17 protein-coding genes are annotated in these 18,908 nt (G+C 54.1%); 4 read left to right on the plus strand and 13 right to left on the minus strand.

Annotated features, from left to right (window positions below; all coding sequences use genetic code 11):
• Window positions 1-160 precede the first annotated feature (160 nt).
• Window positions 161-922, minus strand: coding sequence for an SDR family NAD(P)-dependent oxidoreductase (locus Abor_RS10725; RefSeq protein WP_048841887.1), 762 nt, complete (start codon window positions 920-922; stop codon window positions 161-163).
• A 101-nt stretch (window positions 923-1,023) separates the two neighbouring features.
• On the opposite strand from Abor_RS10725, the gene Abor_RS10730 reads away from it, so the two are divergent.
• Window positions 1,024-1,905, plus strand: coding sequence for a LysR family transcriptional regulator (locus Abor_RS10730; RefSeq protein WP_048841888.1), 882 nt, complete (start codon window positions 1,024-1,026; stop codon window positions 1,903-1,905).
• A 107-nt stretch (window positions 1,906-2,012) separates the two neighbouring features.
• On the opposite strand, the gene Abor_RS10735 is transcribed toward Abor_RS10730, so the two are convergent.
• The 11 genes from Abor_RS10735 to Abor_RS10785 form a co-directional block, all read right to left on the minus strand.
• Entirely contained in the window at window positions 2,013-3,782 is a 1,770-nt protein-coding gene (locus Abor_RS10735; RefSeq protein WP_048841889.1) for an AMP-binding protein, read from the minus strand.
• Window positions 3,783-3,797: 15 nt separating this feature from the next.
• A complete protein-coding gene (locus tag Abor_RS10740; protein ID WP_048841890.1) occupies window positions 3,798-5,045 on the minus strand; it encodes an MSMEG_0569 family flavin-dependent oxidoreductase in 1,248 nt (415 codons plus the stop codon).
• Between the two features lie 17 nt (window positions 5,046-5,062).
• The gene (locus Abor_RS10745; RefSeq protein ID WP_048841891.1) at window positions 5,063-5,350 is read right to left on the minus strand and encodes an MSMEG_0570 family nitrogen starvation response protein; all 288 of its coding nucleotides are present in this window, start codon (window positions 5,348-5,350) and stop codon (window positions 5,063-5,065) included.
• Window positions 5,338-6,516 (minus strand): MSMEG_0565 family glycosyltransferase, encoded by a 1,179-nt coding sequence (locus Abor_RS10750; RefSeq protein ID WP_048841892.1) that lies wholly within the window; start codon window positions 6,514-6,516, stop codon window positions 5,338-5,340. Before Abor_RS10750 ends, Abor_RS10745 begins: the two co-directional genes overlap by 13 nt.
• The gene (locus Abor_RS10755) at window positions 6,513-7,484 is read right to left on the minus strand and encodes a sll0787 family AIR synthase-like protein (RefSeq protein ID WP_048841972.1); all 972 of its coding nucleotides are present in this window, start codon (window positions 7,482-7,484) and stop codon (window positions 6,513-6,515) included. The genes Abor_RS10750 and Abor_RS10755 overlap by 4 nt, the downstream gene beginning before the upstream one ends.
• Window positions 7,484-8,047 (minus strand): MSMEG_0567/Sll0786 family nitrogen starvation N-acetyltransferase, encoded by a 564-nt coding sequence (locus Abor_RS10760; protein WP_048841893.1) that lies wholly within the window; start codon window positions 8,045-8,047, stop codon window positions 7,484-7,486. The genes Abor_RS10755 and Abor_RS10760 overlap by 1 nt, the downstream gene beginning before the upstream one ends.
• Window positions 8,044-9,153 (minus strand): MSMEG_0568 family radical SAM protein, encoded by a 1,110-nt coding sequence (locus tag Abor_RS10765; RefSeq protein ID WP_048841894.1) that lies wholly within the window; start codon window positions 9,151-9,153, stop codon window positions 8,044-8,046. The genes Abor_RS10760 and Abor_RS10765 overlap by 4 nt, the downstream gene beginning before the upstream one ends.
• On the minus strand, window positions 9,150-10,124 hold the full coding sequence (locus Abor_RS10770; protein ID WP_048841895.1) for a Nit6803 family nitrilase: 975 nt from the start codon (window positions 10,122-10,124) through the stop codon (window positions 9,150-9,152). The genes Abor_RS10765 and Abor_RS10770 overlap by 4 nt, the downstream gene beginning before the upstream one ends.
• Before the next feature lie 23 nt (window positions 10,125-10,147).
• Window positions 10,148-10,630 carry an MSMEG_0572/Sll0783 family nitrogen starvation response protein gene (locus Abor_RS10775; protein WP_048841896.1) on the minus strand — a complete coding sequence of 161 codons (483 nt, stop codon included), beginning with the start codon at window positions 10,628-10,630 and terminating at the stop codon, window positions 10,148-10,150.
• A gap of 338 nt (window positions 10,631-10,968) precedes the next feature.
• Entirely contained in the window at window positions 10,969-12,372 is a 1,404-nt protein-coding gene (locus tag Abor_RS10780) for an aminotransferase-like domain-containing protein (protein ID WP_048841897.1), read from the minus strand.
• Window positions 12,373-12,973: 601 nt separating this feature from the next.
• Window positions 12,974-14,236, minus strand: coding sequence for an MFS transporter (locus Abor_RS10785; RefSeq protein WP_048841898.1), 1,263 nt, complete (start codon window positions 14,234-14,236; stop codon window positions 12,974-12,976).
• Window positions 14,237-14,270: 34 nt separating this feature from the next.
• Between Abor_RS10785 and Abor_RS10790 the strand changes: the two genes are divergently transcribed.
• Both Abor_RS10790 and Abor_RS10795 read left to right on the plus strand, forming a co-directional pair.
• Window positions 14,271-14,915: a TetR/AcrR family transcriptional regulator gene (locus Abor_RS10790; RefSeq protein WP_084594505.1), complete on the plus strand. Its 645-nt coding sequence runs from the start codon at window positions 14,271-14,273 to the stop codon at window positions 14,913-14,915.
• A 34-nt stretch (window positions 14,916-14,949) separates the two neighbouring features.
• Window positions 14,950-15,792 (plus strand): PhzF family phenazine biosynthesis protein, encoded by an 843-nt coding sequence (locus Abor_RS10795; RefSeq protein ID WP_048841899.1) that lies wholly within the window; start codon window positions 14,950-14,952, stop codon window positions 15,790-15,792.
• 9 nt (window positions 15,793-15,801) lie between these two features.
• Here the strand turns inward: Abor_RS10795 and Abor_RS10800 are convergent, their stop codons facing one another.
• Entirely contained in the window at window positions 15,802-17,214 is a 1,413-nt protein-coding gene (locus tag Abor_RS10800; RefSeq protein ID WP_048841900.1) for a helix-turn-helix domain-containing protein, read from the minus strand.
• A 127-nt stretch (window positions 17,215-17,341) separates the two neighbouring features.
• Between Abor_RS10800 and Abor_RS10805 the strand changes: the two genes are divergently transcribed.
• Complete coding sequence (locus Abor_RS10805) at window positions 17,342-18,904, plus strand: MmgE/PrpD family protein (protein WP_048841901.1); 1,563 nt, start codon at window positions 17,342-17,344, stop codon at window positions 18,902-18,904.
• Window positions 18,905-18,908: the final 4 nt, after the last annotated feature.

Raw genomic sequence — 18,908 nt, forward strand, 5'->3', positions numbered from 1 at the left:
TCCTCCGAGAGTTTTACTCTCCGGTAAACCCGGGGCAGTTCACCGTCGCAATTCTCATCCAGATCGAGATGTAGTCCGACGACGAAAGTCGGCATTATTTGGTATAGTCTGGGCGACAATATGTCAGTCGTTTATGTCAGGTTTCTTGTCGCTGTTAGATTCAAATAGCTTGACCGCCAGAGACTTCGATCCGTTGCGCGTTGATCCAGCGATTGTCCTCGGAGAGTAGAGAGGCAATCATCCGGCCGATATCTTCAGGTAATCCAGGGCGGCCAAGCGCGGTCGCCTCCGCGATATGCCGGGCAATGTCCGGGTTGTCGCGCACAACCCCCCCTGAGAAATCAGTCTGGATGGCGCCCGGCGCGACCGTATTAACGGCGATACGGCGGGGACCGAGTTCTTTGGCCATATAATGTGACATGACTTCCACAGCCCCCTTCATGGCAGCGTAGACAATTCGGCCTGGGAAGGTGAAACGGGTCAGGCCGGAAGAAATATTCACGATCCGACCTCCATCCGCGATCAACGGTAGCAACGCCTGTGTAAGGAAAAATGGGCCTTTGACATGAATGTTATATGCGGCGTCGAAGTCTGCTTCTGTGACTTCGCCGAACAGGCCGCTATGTGATGTCCCTGCCATGTTGACGAGATAATCTAAACGCTCAGCCTCCCACTTCGGCAGGATGCGTCGAATCTCGTCTGCAAAAGACGGAAAAGCTTGAGTCTTACTGGTGTCGAGTTGCAGAGCCACGGCGCGTGCTCCACTGCGTTCGACATTTCTAACAACTTCATCGGCTGCAGGTTTGTTGGTGTGATAGGTGAAGATTGATGAAACACCGCGTTGGGCAAGAGCCTCAACAGTCGAACGACCGAGGCCTCGACTTCCACCGGTGACAAGGGCAATCTTTTTTGCTTCAGGCATAGGACACTCCGGTTGATGGTGCGCTTATGTTGGTCACATCATCGTTTGTTCGATAAGATCTTCTTTTTCGACTGCATTGTTTTGCATCATGGAATAATCCCATGGACAGGCTCGCTACACTTGACCTTTTTGTCCGCATTGTTGATCGTGGCAGCTTCACTGCTGCGGCAGCCTCTTGCGGTGTCTCCCGGCCCGTTGCGACCGCTACGATCAAGGCTTTAGAGAGCCGGTTAGGCGTCCGACTACTACAACGCTCGACCCGCCACGTCCGGCCCACCGTGGAGGGAGCCGCCTATTATCGGCGATGCATTGCGATCCTAGCTGATCTGGAGGACGCGGACCGGAGTGTGGCCGGCGGTGTTTCCGGTGTGCTTCGTGTAGACGTTGTCGGCTATCTCGCGCGCACGATCTTGCTGCCAGCACTACCGGATTTCCTAGCGCGGCACCCTGCACTGACCGTTCATCTTGGAGAAGGTGAAAGGTTTGTCGATCTGGTGCGTGAGGGGGTGGATTGCGTCGTGCGTGCGGGTATGCTCACCGACAGCGATATGGTGGCAAGGCCTCTGGGTGTTATGGAGGAAGCCACCGTGGCCAGCCCGGAATATCTTGCCCAGCATGGAATACCATCGACACCGGAGGATCTTGAGGGGCATCAGATGATCGGCTTTGTGTCATCGCGTACCGGCCACCCCTTACCGCTGGAGTTCACGCACGGAGACAAGGTAATCGAGGTAGCACTTCCAGCGCGCTTGTTGGTTAGCGGTGCAGACACCAGTGTTACAGCAGCACGCATGGGCTTTGGTCTCATACAAGCGCCACGTTACCGCTTTGCGGACGATCTGCGGGAGGGCACTCTGATCGAGGTCCTTGCCGATTTTCCGCCAACCCCCACGCCTTTTTCTGTGCTGTATCCAAGCAACAAACAGCTTTCTCCGCGTGTACGCATTTTCATCGATTGGCTGGTAGAGATTATCAAACTCTAAGAATGTACGTGAACTTGTTAAATTTGGCAGAAATTTATTTGCATTTTTCCGTTATGTTTTGAAAACATATCCCGTATAAACGGAACTGATGTAATTTCATCTAATTTTTAGGAAATATGAAGATATTTTCTAGTTATTTTTCCGGATTTAGTTGTGGGTATCTGCGGAACAAAACGAACTTCTTTTATTCCCACCCACCGACCGAGGGCCTGATGTACTTGTCTGAGAATGTCTTCAGCGGAAGGTGGGGTGAGATCACGATCCGTCACGACATAAGCCAACGGCCTCTGTCCCCTTAATGCGTCGGGAATTGCCACCACAGCGCACGCATAAACGGCAGGGTGGGTAGCGATGATTTTTTCTATTTGCACCCCCGAAATCCGCCGACCTGCGACTTTTATGACATCGTCGGATCGTCCGAGCATGTGAACGGCACCTGATTTCTCGATCATGCCCTCGTCGAATGTGCGGTAAAACCTACCTGTATCATTAAGATAAATTTCAGGTACATGGGTTTCTTTATTCTTCCATACACCAGCCAGACAGCCAGGCGGCAATGGTAAGGAGAGGACAATTTCGCCGCACGATTCATCCGGCGTGGCGGGAACAATGGTCGGGCGGAACCCCGGTGCGGGTCGCCCTATGTCGTTCAGAAGCGTTATCGGTTCAGGCTCGGGCAGACCGAAGAAATGGGCCGTAATGCTCCACCCGGTTTCGGTCTGCCACCAGTGATTGACCACTGGTTTGCGAAAATATGCTCGCGCCCAGTCCAGCAATGTTGGGTCGGCATACTCTCCGGCCACGAAGATGCGGGCCAGAGCAGGCAACGTCGACCCTGATAGGTTACGACTTTCCTGCCGCATGAGCCGCATCTGTGTCGGGGTCGTGAACAGGCATGTCACGGCATGTTCGCGGCAGAGTGTGCGAATGGCGGCAGAGGTGACCGAGCCTTCCACGATCACACTGGTGCAGCCACTGATTAGAGGTGCATAGACACCGTAGGAATGGCCAACCACCCAGCCCAGATCCGATGTTGTAAAAAACGTATCTCCGGCCTTGCAGGCATAAATCAACGCCATGGATAGGGCCTGGGCTACGGCATGCCCGCCATTGTCCCGCACAATGCCTTTCGATGTTCCCGTCGTTCCCGATGTATGAAGGATATAAAGCGGATCCTGAGAACGGAGCATGAGGGGGGCCACAGGTGGGGAGCGTTCTAGGGCATGAAAGTCATGGTCGCGCACGGGCACAAGAGGTGCAGGGCAGGCGTCGCGCTGCACAATAATACATGCCTGCGGTCTGTGCGTGGCTTGCGCCAGCGCAGCATTGAGGGCCGGGGTGGACGGAATGGCAGTCTGCCCCTGAAAACTGCAACTGGCGATAATCATGACCTTGGGGGCCACGTCATCGATCCTGCGGGCCAGTTCTGGTCCGGCATAACCTGCAAAAACCACAACATGCACGGCACCGATCCGCGCGCAGGCCAGCATGGCAATGGCCGTTTCGATCATGGTTGGCATGGCGATCAAGACACGGTCGCCTTTTTTCACACCCAGCGTGCACAGGCCGCCGGCGAACCCGGCCACCCTATCCTGCAGCTCCTGATAAGTGACGATCCGCCGTTCTTTTGTGGCGCAGGAGTGCCAGATCAACGCCGCCTGCGCACCCCGGCCGCGTTCCACATGCCGGTCCACCGCATTGTAACAGGTGTTGAGCGTGGCATCAGGAAACCAGTCATGCCAGCCATCGGCTCGTGTCTGGCACGCGATGCGGGGCGTGTCGTTCCATGTGAGGCGCTGGGCCGCATCTAGCCAGAATTGCTCAGGCTGGTGCAATGCTGCATTGTACATCGCCTCGTATGTCGTCCATGGAAGCACGGCGCTTTACTCCGTTCAGGCTACAGGAACATCTTTGCCGGTGATCTGGCTGGCCAGCCACGCGGCATCGCGCGAAACACCGGAGAACCGGCCCGACCCCCATGTGTGCAGCCAAGGTAGGCCAAGGAAGTAAAAGCCCGGCGCGTCGGTCACCCCCCTATGCCAGACCGGCTTGTTGGCTCCGTTAAAGACTGGCACGTCGATCCAGCGATAGTTCGGGCGGAAGCCGATGCACCAGACAATTGAGGTAATCCCGGCGGCTTTCAGGTCGAGCGGGGTGTTGCTGCCATCGGGTTCCCAGACCGGCACATAGGGTGCTGCGGTAGGCGCACTGATCCCTTCACGGGCGATATAGGCGTCAATGGACTTCTTGATGTCGGCGTTGGTTCTGTCCGCATCATCAAGGTTTTGTGCAAGGTCTGGCGCGAAGTGCGCCACTTCATCGCGAATTGTCTCCAGCGTGCCGTGCAGACCCACGCCCTCTCTGGCAAAGAGCCGTAAATCAAGATCATGCCCACCATTGCGACCGGTGACATAATGGTTGGTTTTGTCACGCGCGCCATCGCGCAGAGGGTGATTATCCACCGTCAGGTCGTAGAACTGCATGTCCGCAAGCCAGTCCACAACGTCCCGCCCACGATAGAAGCGCGAGACACGGGGGGCAGAGCCGACGCACAGATGAACCTTGCGTTTTTCAAGGAACAGATCTTCGACAATTTGTGCGCCGGACTGGCCACTCCCCACCACCAGCACTGCCCCTTCCGGTAGCTGCGCAGCGTTGCGGTAATCCTGCGAATGAACCTGATAAATGGCGGGGTCGATTGCACCGGCATAGCCGGGAATGACCGCGTCCTGATACGCGCCCGAGGCTATGACCACATGCCGGGCATGCCAAGTCTCGCCCCCCGCCACAACTCGATAGCCACCAGCTTCATGGCGCGTAATGGAGGTTACCGGTGTTTGCTCGCGTAGCGGCGGGCTGAATGAGTCTACAAAACCTTTGACGTAATCAATAATTTCCTGCTTCACCATAAAACCGTGCGGGTCATTCCCTTTATAGGGATGCCCTGGGAGTTCGCACTGCCAGTTAGGGGTGACCAGGCAGAAATTGTCCCAGCGTTCGTCATTCCATGAATGGCAGGCGGTTTTTGCTTCGAACACCACATGTTCGACCTGTTCGCGGCAGAGATACCAGCTCATGGACAGGCCAGCCTGGCCACCGCCCACGATAACGACGGGAATGCTTTTCTCGTTCTGTGTCATGATCTTTTCTTTTCGTCTCAGAATTTGAAAGACAGGACGCGCACCAGCGCATCGGGTTGGGTTAGAAAAGGTTCCCCCATCTGCCGGATGGCCTGTAGCTGGCCAAGGGCGCGGCTGCAGGCAAAGCCGTAGCGCGCGCGAACTCGCTCGCTGGCGTCCGTCAGGGCCGTGTCAGCCTTTTCAAGAAACTCCCGAACTGGGTAATCCTGACCGGGTGTGAAGTGTTCGCGTATGACCAGCGATGGAGAGTAACAGTCGCTCTCCTGCCCATTGGGCCAGCGCACGCGAAAAATCATCTCAGGCATGGTGACAGAGCTCCGGAAAAAGGGGTTTCGGCTTGTGATAGGGCTGCCAGGCGCCGGTATGCGGGCATGTGCCGTTCCGCCACCTGGCACCAGTCGAACCGGCGGGCGGTAGTGGGCCCGCTGACCCGAAAACGCGCGAGATTGCGGGGGCTGAGGGCATCACGCAAAGCCGAAAGCAGGGTATGGGGACTGTCCGGGTGGCACCACAGTGTATCCACTTCCGAAAAGTGCTCCGTGAACGGGGCAATTTCTGGCACAATGGCGGGTGTGCCGCAGGATAGGGCCTCCAGCGGGCAAAGGCCGAACCCCTCGGTGGCGGATGGATAAGCCAGCACGGCGGCCTGCCGGTAAAATGCCGGCATGTCGTCATCGGACACCGGGCCGGTTATGGTCACATGCTCGGCTTTCCCGCTGTCGCGTAGACGTGTCTCGAACTGGGTGCGATAGGCGGTATGATCCAGCAACGATGCTCCGCCCACCACAACCAGATGCACGTCAGGCTGTTCGCGGCGCAGGGCCAGAAATACGTCCAGCACGTGCAGCGTATTCTTGCGCCGCTCGACCCCACCGACAGCCAAGATCAGGCGATGATCGGCCGGCAGGCGATAGCGCGCCCGCAACGTTTCATCCTGCCGGCCCGGCTCTGGCGTAAAACGCACAGGATCGACCCCGTTACCGATAACGGGGGCTGCACGGCCATGATTATCACGCAAGATATTTTCCCACACGGCACTGACAGTGAACAGTTCGGCCGCCGTCCTGACCCCGCGTTCTTGCCGCGCTGCAAGGGCCGGGTGTGAAAAATCATCAAGGTGGTGAACCGTGCGAGCAAAGCCGGATATCCGGCGTTCTGCTACAAGGTCGGCCAGTGCGTTGGCGCTGATGGGGTCCTGGGCATGCAGTACATCGAAATGCTGCCCCCGTATTGCATTCCTGATCTCGCTAATGCGGCGTTCCACCAGTGTGGGCAGATCAGGCTCAGGCACGGCGGGGATACAACGGGTGGCGCAGCGGGGTGTGCGGAAAAATCCGTTGCCCGTTACATCTGGTGCAATCAGGGTGGCGTCATGCCCAGCCTGGCATAGGGCTTCGGCCAGCGCCATGCCGTGTACCACGCCGCCGCGCGGGTTGGTCGAGTGGGTTAAAATGCCAATGCACAGGCTCATGGCGCAAACCCCATGAGCGGTGTCTGTGCGAGATCCCAGAAGGTTTCTCTCTCGTCTGCCCATGTCATATCCAGCCGTTGCGTGCCGTTACATTGACCGATGACCGAAGATGCAATGCCACGCTTATGAAAGCGGGCCATGATCGCGTCGGCATTTTCGGGACGGGCCGTCAGCAGGTAGCCATAGCTTGGGAACGCCGAAAGCCAGCGTTCCATAGGCGCAGGGGCGGGGCGGGGAATGTCATCAAGCCTGATGGTCATACCCACACCAGAACATTCGGCCAGCATGAGTGCCGTACCTAGCAGCCCAGCCATGCTGATATCCTTGGCTGCACGGCTCAGCCCGTCCTCGGCTATTGCGGGCAGCAGTTCTATGTCACCTCGCAGGCGTGCCACATGGTCGGTGCCGCACAGGGCTGAACTGGCATCCCAGAACGGGTGGGGGTCGTGCCAGCGACCGCGCAGGTCGATTGCGGCAATCAGAACCTCACCCGCCTGAGCGTCGAAGCTACTCAGCAGATGGCGGGCCCGGCCGAGGATCGCGACCGACAGCGAGTTATGGGTGCTGCGCATGTTGGTATGACCACCCACGACAGGTACGCCATAGGTCCGTGCTCCGTCATGCAGGCCGGTCAAAATCTTTGCCGCAGCGTCTGACGTGTCACTCCATAATGCGTCCACCACAGCCATGGGGCGACCACCCATGGCCGCGATATCGCTGACATTGACCATCACGCCGCAATACCCGGCGAACCAAGGCATTGAGCGGACAAAGCTGTCCTGAAACCCTTCGCTGGCCAGCAGAAGATATCCATCGCCATCTGGTATCGCCGCGCAGTCATCGCCCAGGCGGATAGCGTCGGGGCTGGTGGGCTGCAGGATTGCTGCCGCTTGAGCAATGTCCTTCTTGCCCGCGAGCGCGCGGCTATGGCGCAGCGTGGCAAGTAGTGTGGCAAGATCGTGCGCCATTAGGCCACCTGCCGGGTGCGGGGCTGCGGGCGTAGCAGCCATGTCTGATCCTGCCCATGTGCCGGATAGCGTGCGAGGTCGGCCTGCATGTCATGATGCGGCAGCCCATGCAGGGTGATGGCACCAAGGCTTTTCCAGTGCAGGCGGCGAAAGAACAGCACATTCTGTTCCTGCACCTGTGCCAGAAATCGTGTGGCTCCAAGCCCGTGTGCAGTGCTGACCGCCATGCGGATCAGTTCAGCCCCGATCCGTCCTAATTTGCGGTGATCAGCATGAACGGCTAGGCGGGAACCACGCCAGACGCCGGGTTCGGTTTCATGAATGCGCACGGCACCCACGATCCGATCCGGCATGCCCGCTATGCAGCAAGCCGCGATAATGGGAATGGCAACATCATCGAGCGCATCTCGGTCATCATGCGCAAAAACATGTTGTTCGGTACAGAACACATTGCGGCGTAGCGCGTGATAACCGGTGCGTTCCCAAGGTGTGCGGGCAAGGCGCACGACATACTCCGTGGGAATGAACGGTCGGCTTTCCATGCCATCGAGTAGCGTGTTCATTGTTCATAGGCCGACAGAGAGGAGCACGCACCGCACCGGCCACACCCGGCCCGGATATCGGTGGATTTCATGTTTGCTTCCCGTAGCATCCGCCCGAGTGGCGCTAGAACTGACTTCATGAAATCGGATGAGGGTGGCGCGTGATTTTCCAGTGGTGTTCCGGAAATAGGCACGAATGGTACCACAAAGGGATAGACCCCGAGAGCGATCAGCCGTTCGGCCAGAGCCAGAATGTCTGCGGCGGTGTCACCCAGACCTGCCAGAATGTAGGTGTTGACCTGCCCACGCCCGAAAACCGGCACTGCGCTGGCAAAGGCATCCATATAGCGATCGGCGCTGACCGTAGCCTTGCCCGGCATGATCTTTTCGCGCACGGCCTGCGTGGCGGCTTCGAGATGCATACCAAGACTATCGGCCCCTGCATCGCGCAGGCGTTGGAACCAGCCATGATCACGCGGCGGTTCACACTGGACCTGAAGTGGCAGGTCTACCGCCGCCCTGATGGCGCGAGCGGACTCAGCCAGAACCGCCGCACCCCGGTCGATGACGTTGGGCGTGCCGGTTGTCAGCACCATGTCACGCACATTGTCCAGTTCCACGGCGGCTTTGGCCACCTCGGCCAGTTGCGCGGGCGTTTTGTGGGCAATGGTGCGCTCGGCTTCCAGTGACTGGCCAATGGCGCAGAACTGGCAGGACGTACGTCGGTCGGCATAGCGGATGCAGGTCTGGTGTACCGTCGTGGCCAGCGTGTCGCGCCCGTGCAGTAGGGCGATCTTCCAGTAGGGGATACCGTCCGCCGTCGTCAGCCCGTAAAAGCGCGGAGCCGCAGGAAAGTGGATTGTGCCCAGGGGCCGCCCATCGTGCAGCAGCGTGCTGGCACCACTTTGGTCGGGCGGGCTAGCCTGAAACGGAGAGCGCTGCGCCCCCGACGTATAGACCGGAACCATGACGGTTTGCCCCGCGATGGTGATGGTCTTGTGATCCGAAGGGCCAGCTCCGCCCTTGCGGGCAATGCCACCCTTATCGCCGCCGATCTGGAGCCCGAAGGATTGCAGGTCGGTGACAAGCTTGCGCCCCGAAAGCGTGCCAAGTGTTGGTACGGTCATGGCGCGACCTCATTCGCATGCAAGAAAGACGGGTCGGTTTCACCCATGTAATGCACCGCGCGCGCGGGCCGTTGGTCATGCAGTAGGCTCAGCAGTTCGGGGCGGGCGTAATGCCCCACGGAATCCATCATTCGCTTGCGTTTGGTAATCAGCCCGAAATCGAGATCGGCAATGACCATGCCTTCGCCTTCGGTCAACGGCGTACCCAGCAGTTTGCCTTCGGGCGAGACGATAGCGGTAAAGCATCCGCCCCGCAGTGGCCCTTCCAGTGTAGGTTCGCGCGCGATGTCCTTGATCTGGTCTTCAGAGAGCCATCCTGTGGCGTTCACGACAAAACAGCCGGATTCCAGCGCGTGATGGCGGATTGTAACTTCCATCTGATCGGCAAAGATCTGGCCCACCAGCGAACCGGGAAACTGCGCGCAGTGAATTTCCTCGTGCTGGGTCATTAACGCATAGCGGGCAAGAGGGTTGTAATGTTCCCAGCAGGCAAGTACCCCGATACGCCCGATCGCACTCTCGACAACTCTCAGACCGGAACCATCGCCCTGTCCCCAGACCATACGCTCATGATAGGTGGGCGTGATCTTGCGTCGCTTGAGCAGAATTTCGCCCGTTGCATCGAAAACGATCTGTGTGTTGTACAGCGTGCCGAAATCGCGCTCGTTTACCCCCAGCACCACAACCATGCCGGTATCACGCGCGGCTTCAGCCACCATGTCGGTCACCGGCCCGGGAATGATGACGGCGCGTTCGTAAAGCTCCAAATGCTCTCCGCCGAAGCGAAAAGCAGGCTGGATAAACGAGAAATAGGGATAATAAGGAACAAAGGTTTCAGGAAAGACCGCCAGCTTCACACCTTTTTCGGCGGCATCGCGGATGGCCTGGCAGACTTTCCGGGCTGTACCCAGACCATCGTCACCAAGGACGGGGCTGATCTGGATGGCAGCGGCGCGAACGATACGGGACATGGCGGCGGTCCTCCCTTCAGCCTTCAGAGAGTCCAAGTGTTGAGGATGAAGGCGTTGTCACGACGGGCGAGCAGAATGATGTCGAGCACGTCCTGCGGGTTGATCGGCGTAATGCCGGGGATCAGGTTATGCTCGCCGTATCCATAAAGAGCCTGAAGTGCGAAACGACAGGCGTAAACTTTACCGCCTTCTTCAAGGATTTTTGCGATCTGCTTGTTGCAGTTCATGTGCCCCGGAAAAGCTTCATCACCCAGACGGGGAAAACCGCGCTGCACGCCAAGAGTGACACCCGGGCCGTACAGCAGCACCGATGTCTCGAACCCTTTGCGGATCAGACGTGTGGCCTGCAACAGGTTTACAAACCCAACCGACCCTTCATTGGCCACGGTGTGAAAGGTGATAAGGGCTTTTTCGCCGGGCTGGGCTTTGACGTCCTCGAAAACCTTGTTTTCATAATTGACGAAGCAGTCACCATCTTTATGAGGAGCATGTTCGATTTGCGGCATAGTATTTCTCCCGTGTGCTGCGATCTCCGGCGGAGGGCCGATGCTGACCGCTGTTGCCGGGACAGACATGACACGGGATAACTCAGGGGCAAAATATTGTATGCCTCAGTTTTTGGGTACAAAAAAAACAATATGGCTAATATATTTCTCTCGTGTAGAGGCATTGTCATGCAAATTGAATTGAGGTGCCATACAATCGGACGATTGCCCGCTAACACTTTGTTTTTCTGTTTTTTTCGAATCACGCATTTGTGAATTCGGCGTCTTTTTGTTTCCTTCCCACGCAGACAAAAACCCCGAAACGGGGCGGTCCGCACGAATCCTGCCCCGTGATCGGATCACACAATATCTGCAAAACCGGGTGAGCGCTTGTGTTGCAGGATCGAGAGAACACCATGCAGGGATTCCTCGAGGCTCGCCGCATCCGGTGCGCTACCTAATGCGATACGCGCGCGCTGAGGTGGCTCGCCACTGATTGTGAAAACGGTGCTCGGCACCAGCGCCAGACCACGTCTGCGGGCATACGCCACAAAATCCGCACTGCCCCACCAGTCCGGCAGTTTTAACCAGACATGCGGTCCATCAGGCTTCATGCAATGCCCGTCTCCCAAAACCTTGCGGGCGATTGATTGCCGCAGACGAAGTTCTGTGCGGATTGCATCCAGGATTGTCTGTGCCTGCCCAGTCTGCATCCACCGTGCTGTCAGCGCACTGAGAAGGCCCGCATTGGTCAGCGCGAGCGCACGGATAGCCGCAGTCACCCGTCTGGTCATGTCCGCGCTGGGGAGTGCGACATAGGCCGTACGCAGGCCCGGGCTCAGTGTTTTGGCAAGTGTTGCAATGTAGCTGACACGGCTATGGTCAAGGGCGGCTAGTGCTGGAGCCGGTGCATCCATCAGCAGGCTGTAGGGATCATCTTCAACAATATGCAGGTGGTGGCGTTGCGCAACGCTCAGAATATCCTTGCGACGTTGGAGTGACATTGTGGCCGTTGTGGGGTTGTGAATAGTCGGAATGCAGTAGAGCAGGCGAGGGTGATGTTCGGCGCAGACCCGGTCCAGTTGATCCGGCATCATGCCTTCGACATCACTATCGACGCCCACCAAGATAAGGCCGAACTGTGCAGCGACTGTACGTATTCCCGGATAGGCAATGCGGTCGGTGACAATGATGTCGCCTGGCTGGGTATATGTGCTGACAATGGCGGCCAGCGCGCTCTGGGCACCCGGTGCCACAAGGATTTCCTCTGTGCGACGCTGGCCTGTCAGCGGGGTAATCCATTTTGCGCCAAGCTGGCGTTCTTCAATCGTGCCACCCGTTACCCGATAGGACATCAGGCTGTTCAAGTCCTGCTGTTTGAGGATAGCGGTAAGATCACTCTGGATGATGCGCTGCAGTGGTGGATCCTGCGGAATAGGCGGCAGGTTCATGGTCAAGTCAACCACCGCCGGTCCTGTATGGCGCCAGTGGCTTTCCCCAGCACCCACGCGCACAAAGGTTCCGCGCCCGACTGTTGCGTCAATCAGCCCACGCCGTCGGGCCTCTGTCAATGCTCGGGTCACGGTCGTGAGATTGGTACCAAGATAGTCCGCAATCATCCGCTGAGGGGGCAGTCTGTCTCCTTCCCGCAGGTCGCCTTTGCGGATGGAAAGTGCCAGCGCGTCCGCCAGTGTCAGATAGATGGCATTCGGACTTCGGCCGATTTCCTCTTTCCATTGAGCCAGATAAGCGTAATCGGACATGGAGTAATTTTTCCATACAATTAAGAAATTTCTACTTGAACATGCCTCATACAATCAATACAATCATCCGTCTCATAGATTTTAAATCCAGTTTCATAATGAACTGCCAGTTGCAATAAATAATTCGTTTATAAAGAGGCATAACCTCAAGATAAAATGTCGAATATGAATGACTAAAAACTAAAGGAAGTATTTGTCTGCTTGCGACTATAAAAATTTTAGATAGGACTGAGACGCGAGAATACTCTAACGGAAATTTGTGTCACGAACAGCGTATTTTCTTAATGGAGTAGCGATCTCTTTGCCCGTCGCCCGAACGGAGCAAGGCGTGTTCGGCTTGTGCCTGCGCCATCAGGAGATGGTCAAATGGATTACGATGATGCAGAGATAAAGACATAAGGACTTGAAGATTCTGTATTTGTAACAGAAAGAAACCTTCCGCAGAAATAACTGCCCATAATATCGCTCATATCCGCATCTAGCTTTCGGTTACGACATCGACGTCATTCCTATCTAGGCGATATCAGCCCTCTCATTTTTGAAGTATGAGCAGCATAATCACGTCCTGACCGGCACAAAACGGTTACAAGCTCATAAATATTTAAGACAATTTGGAACAGATTCTTGTAGCAACAAAAGCAGCGAAAATACCGGATATGCCAGCAAGAATAAGTGCGTCTTGGTAATTACCTTGTACCTGGCGCATTAAACCAGCCAGAGAAGTTGCGCAGGCAGCGCCAACCTGGTGCCCCAATAAAATCCAACCAAATATAATTGGGGTTGCTTTATCACCAAATGCAGCATTTGCTAATTTAAGAGTTGGTGGGACGGTAGCAATCCAGTCTAGCCCATAAAAAATTCCAAATATCATCATGCTTGTCATAGAAAAATTACAAAATGGCAGAGCGACTAGAGAAAGACCGCGTAAGCTGTAATAACTGAAGAGTAGCCAGCGAGGGTTGTAGCGGTCGGTCAGCCAACCAGAAAGTGTAGTACCGAAAAGGTCGAAAAAACCCATTAGAGCCAAATAACCTGCAGCAGGCACTTCTCCAATGCCATGATCTGCACAAATGGCGATAAAGTGAGTGCCGATTAAGCCGTTTGTTGTGAATCCGCAAATAAAAAAAGTGAAGGAGAGTAGCCAAAAGTCACGTTGTTTTATGGCTTGAACAAGTGTTGTGAGTGTAAGCCTTACAGGACTGCCCGGTGGTTGTATGGGCTGAACATAATTATACGGCGCACCATGAGGGCGAAGGCCGTAATCTGCCGGGTGCTCAGGCATAAAGAAGGCAACCAAAGGTATAAGAGCTAAACAAGAGAGTGATACAGCCAATACCGGTGCGTGCCAGCCCCCAGTATGCGCAAGAGCCGCTAGCGCAGGTAAAAATAAAAGGGAGCCTGTTGCTGTGCTTGCCGCGAGCAAACCAATCATTGTGCCACGGCGTAGGACAAACCAACGGTTAACAACTGTTGCGCCCAAAACCATAGCCACAGCACCTGTGCCAAGCCCTGATAAAACACCCCATGTGATAAAAAACTGCCATGGTTGGGTCATCCATAAAGACAAGAATGCAGCCCCACCAATCAGGCTTAAGGCACCAATAAGCGTGTACCTAATACCCAAACTCTGCATTACAGCGGCAGCAAAAGGCCCGACGAGACCATAAAGAAAAATGCCTACACCGGCAGTAAAAGAGATACTGGCACGGCTCCACCCAAGTTCGTTCTGCAAAGGTACCATCAATACGCCAGGAGTAGCGCGTACACCTGCAGAGACAAGCAGCGCCACAAACGTAACCAGCATTACAATAACAAAATAGCGTAAGGGCTGGGTAGGCTTGCCATGCTGAGGAAGCGGGTTCATATTACTGACCAGTAAGTTATTTATGAGGTCTCTTATGAAGCCAAAGTCGATAAAGTCAAGAACTGATAGCTTAGAGGTCTTAGCAAAGCGCAAAGGGCCACACCCCCAAGTAGCTGGCAAACTTCGAGACGCTGCTCAGGAGCTATTCTATACGCAAGGTATTCGTAGTGTTGGCGTAGACGAGATTGTACAGAAGGCAGGCGTAACAAAGCCTTCACTTTATCGGCTTTTTGAGTCCAAAGACGGGTTAACCGAGACTTATTTGGCAGATTATCAACAGTGTTTTTGGGATCGTATTGATGATGTGTGTCGCGCTTATCCAGATGACAGTCGTGTCCAACTCTTAGCTTACTTTGATGGGTTATCTGAGCGCGCGTCTCAACCGACTTATCGTGGTTGCGGTGTGTCAAATGCACTCGTTGAGTTTCCAGATCGGGCACATTCTGTACGCCAAAAGGCCGAGACTTTAAAAACTGAAGTTCGCGCTTGGATGCAACAGAAAGCTACCGACATAGGTGCCATCAATCCAACACTTCTTGCAGATGGCCTCGTTTTATTGATGGAAGGTACTTATGCCTGTGGTCAATTTTTCTCCCCCCCGGGGCCAGCTGCTAACGTAGGGCAGGTGGCACGTTGTTTAATTGACGCTTTGTGCCCTGCTCAAGGCAATAATCGCTGATCTTTTCTTCATTATATGTAAGCGGAACATGATAATGACTGAATATAACTTCAAACAGGTTGATGTTTTTTCATCAGTTCCCTGTAAAGGTAACCCTGTTGCTGTTGTGGTCGGTGCAGATGCATTAACCACCGAACAAATGGCAAGCTTCGCAAGCTGGACAAACCTGAGTGAGACAACGTTTTTGCTCAAACCAACTTTACCGCAAGCTGATTATCGAGTGCGTATCTTTACACCTAAAACAGAACTGCCTTTTGCTGGGCACCCAACACTAGGGAGTTGCCATGCGTGGTTAACTTCTGGTGGGCAACCAAAAGGGAGCACAATTATTCAAGAATGTGGGATTGGGCTTGTTGCAATTCGTAGAGATACTGAAAAATTATCCTTTGCGGCGCCACCACTTTTACGCTTGGGTCATGTTGACCCTGTAGTGCTTGAGCGTGTTGCTAAAGGGTTAAAAATCCCATTATCTGCCATTCTGGCTTCTTCTTGGGCGGATAACGGGCCGGGGTGGCTCGCAATTATGCTTGGCTCTCGGAAAGAAGTCTTGGCTCTTGAGCCTGATTATGCAGCCCTGTCTGATATGAAAATTGGTGTTATTGGGCCGTGGAACCCTGTTCAGGATGGCATTGACGCACAATTCGAGGTGCGGGCGTTTGCTATGGGTGCTGGAGTAGCAGAAGACCCGGTGACAGGCAGCCTAAACGCTGCTCTGGCACAGTGGTTAATTGGCACTGGCCGAGTACCTGTAAAATATATTGCCAGCCAAGGTACAATATTAAAGCGTGAGGGGCGTGTATATATAGAGCAAATTGCAGAGAGTATTTGGGTGGGCGGCGTAACGCGTACCCAGATTAGCGGTATCGTTACTCTTTAACGCCTGTCACTATTCTGGGTAGGCCCTATAGGGCACAACGCCGCGGGCATCGCTCCCTGTATCTAACAGCCGCCCAGAAAGAGGAAGAGAGCGGTGGCTGCAATTATCGCGACTACAGGCCCGGCACCCAGGGCCAATGGGAATGACAAGGCTATGATCCGCTAGATCCAAACCATCGGCATAAACAGTTTGGGGAGCGTCTTTAATGTGGCACCCTAATACGATAGCGCTTTGTCGCGGCCTATCTGTATAGGTGCGCCCTTCGTGGGAAACAGTGCGGGCCACATTAAGATAAACTGTACTGTCAGTCGTTTGTGACAGTTGAACCTGAACTTGGCCCGGTGTGGCAAATGCACGAAAAATATTCCACAAAGGGCAAGGGCCTCCAAAACGTGCTTGTGAAAAACGGTTAGCCGAAAAACTTTTTAAAATGTTTCCTGCAATATCAAGTTTCAGAAAATAAAAGGGAATACCTTCTAAACCCGGCCGTTGCAGAGTGCTTAAACGGTGGCTTACTTGTTCAAAACTAACACCAAAATGCCGTCTAATGCGTTCTATATCGTAACGCATCTGTTGTGCTGTTTGTAAAAAGTCTCCATAGGGTAACAACAAGGCTCCCGCAAAGTAGTTTCCCAAATAAACACGCGCTAATTGGAAAGAATTTTTATCTTTAGGAGCTGAACGGTTTAAAATTTTGGTTATAAGCGTATCGTAATTGAGTTGGCCTATAATTTGAGCCAAGTAAAACAAGCGGCTTTCTTGTGGCTGATTATGCGGCAGTATAATTGTATTGCGTTGCCTATTAATACGCCAGACCAACCCTTGCTGTTCCATGTCTGTATCATGGGTTATTTTTAAACCGTGTTGTTCTAGTAGAAACATGGTTAAAACTGGCTCTAGGCCGTCTTTATGCTCTGGCAATGTTTGGTAGAATTTTTCTGCCGCGCAATCAAGTTCATGAAAATAGTTATGCTTTTCTTGTACCCAATTACCTACAACTTCATAAGGTTCTAACGGTGCTATATCAGGCAAGGTTGACGGTGCGCGTTGCTGCTCAAAAGTATAGGCACGGTATAATGTTAAAAATGCATCACACAGCGCGGGAGCGTGCCTTACGGCTTCAGCCATATGGGCCATTGTAAGCGGTGCTTCTTTAAAAACGACGTCTCCCATTGTTTCACGCAGGGCTTGCAGCCGGTGGGCTTCGCGCGTGTCGTTAAACCACGCAGGGGTAAGATCGTAATGTTCACAAATAAGGTGCAGTAGGCGGTCGGGCAGGGGCCTGTGGTTACGCTCTAACTGGTTAAGATAGCTCAGTGATATTCCGAGCAGCGAAGCAAGTGTTTGTTGGGTCAATTTGTCGCGTTTTCGCAGTTCTCGCAAACGTTGCCCTGCAAACAGTTTTGAGCGGTTTATAGGCATGACAAACCTTCGCAAACTTCGCAAATGCGCTCAATTTCTTCGCTTTTTTCCACTCTTATCTCTCTCCTGATTTTTGTTTTTATTTGTCAGACTGTGTGTATTCAGAGCAAGATCAGGAAATTAAAACATGCAGTACCATGATGTTTGTGTGCACCCAGAAACTGCGCGCCTGCCCCGTTCAGAGCAACTCGCATGGAAAATAGCGCAGGTCGCAGCCGACCCCGTTCCTGTTGACATTGATGTCACGGAAATGGTTGTCAACAGGCTTATTGATAACGCTTCCGTGGCTGTTGCCTCTCTCAATCGCCACTCCGTCATGAGCGCTCGTGCGGAAGCGCTTGCGCATACGCGCAATAACGGCGCCACTGTGTTTGGAATGGGGCCAGATATACGGGTACATGCCGAATGGGCTGCATGGGCCAACGGCACTGCCGTGCGCGAACTAGATTACCATGATACATTTCTAGCAGCCGAATATTCGCACCCCGGAGATAATCTGCCCGGTATTTTAGCTGTAGCGCAGCAATGTAACCGTAGTGGGGCAGATTTTATTAGGGGTGCGGCTACAGGTTATGAAATTCAGATAGATTTGGCCCGTGCAATTTGCTTGCATAAGCACAAAATAGACCATGTAGCACACCTTGGCCCATCAGTAGCTGCTGGCATTGGCACCCTGCTGCGGTTGCCACCTACGGTTATTTATCAAGCTATTGGGCAAGCGTTGCATGTTACCACAGCAACACGGCAAAGCCGCAAAGGCGAAATTTCATCATGGAAGGCATATGCCCCAGCGCATGCCAGTAAAATGGCGGTAGAAGCCGTTGACCGTGCCATGATGGGGGAAACCGCACCAACTCCCATATATGAAGGAGAAGACGGCGTTATTGCTTGGATGCTTGATGGTAAAAACGCGCACTATAAAGTGCCGCTACCAGCGCTGGGCGAAGCAAAACGCGCCATTCTGTCTTCTTTTACGAAAGAACATTCTGCTGAATATCAGAGCCAAGCCTTGATTGATCTGGCTTTTAAAATGGGTCAGAAAATTTCTGATTGGGATGCGGTTGAAGATATCCTGATCGAAACCAGCCACCACACGCATTACGTGATTGGGACAGGGGCTAACGACCCGCAGAAGTTTGATCCTCATGCCTCTCGTGAGACGCTGGATCACTCAATCATGTATATTGTCGCTGTAGCGCTGCAAGATGGCACATGGCACCACGAGCGGTCTTACGCACCAGAACGTGCACGCCGTGAAGATACAGTAAGGCTATGGCGTAAAATACGCACATTAGAAAAGCCAGAATGGACAGAACGCTACCACGACACCAACCCAGACCGTAAGGCATTTGGTGGCCGTATTATTATTCGTATGAAAGATGGTACCGTTCTGGAAGATGAACTGGCAGTTGCCAATGCCCACACTCTGGGCGCAACGCCATGGCAGCGGGCTGACTATATTCGCAAATTCAACACGCTTGCTGACGGTATTGTACCAAAAGAAGAAATAAAGCGCTTTTTAGAAGTTGTGCAGCGGTTGCCCCATTTGCAAGCGGGTGAACTGCACAGCTTGGAACTGCAACTTCCAGCAACGGCTCTACAGCAAAGTAAAGCCGAAGGAATCTTCAATTTTGGACAAAGCAAAATTGAGGCCGAGCGTGCAAAGCCATCTGCCATTCTGACATCGTAAAACG

The organism is Acetobacter orientalis (genome assembly GCF_000963965.1).
Taxonomy (GTDB): domain Bacteria; phylum Pseudomonadota; class Alphaproteobacteria; order Acetobacterales; family Acetobacteraceae; genus Acetobacter; species Acetobacter orientalis.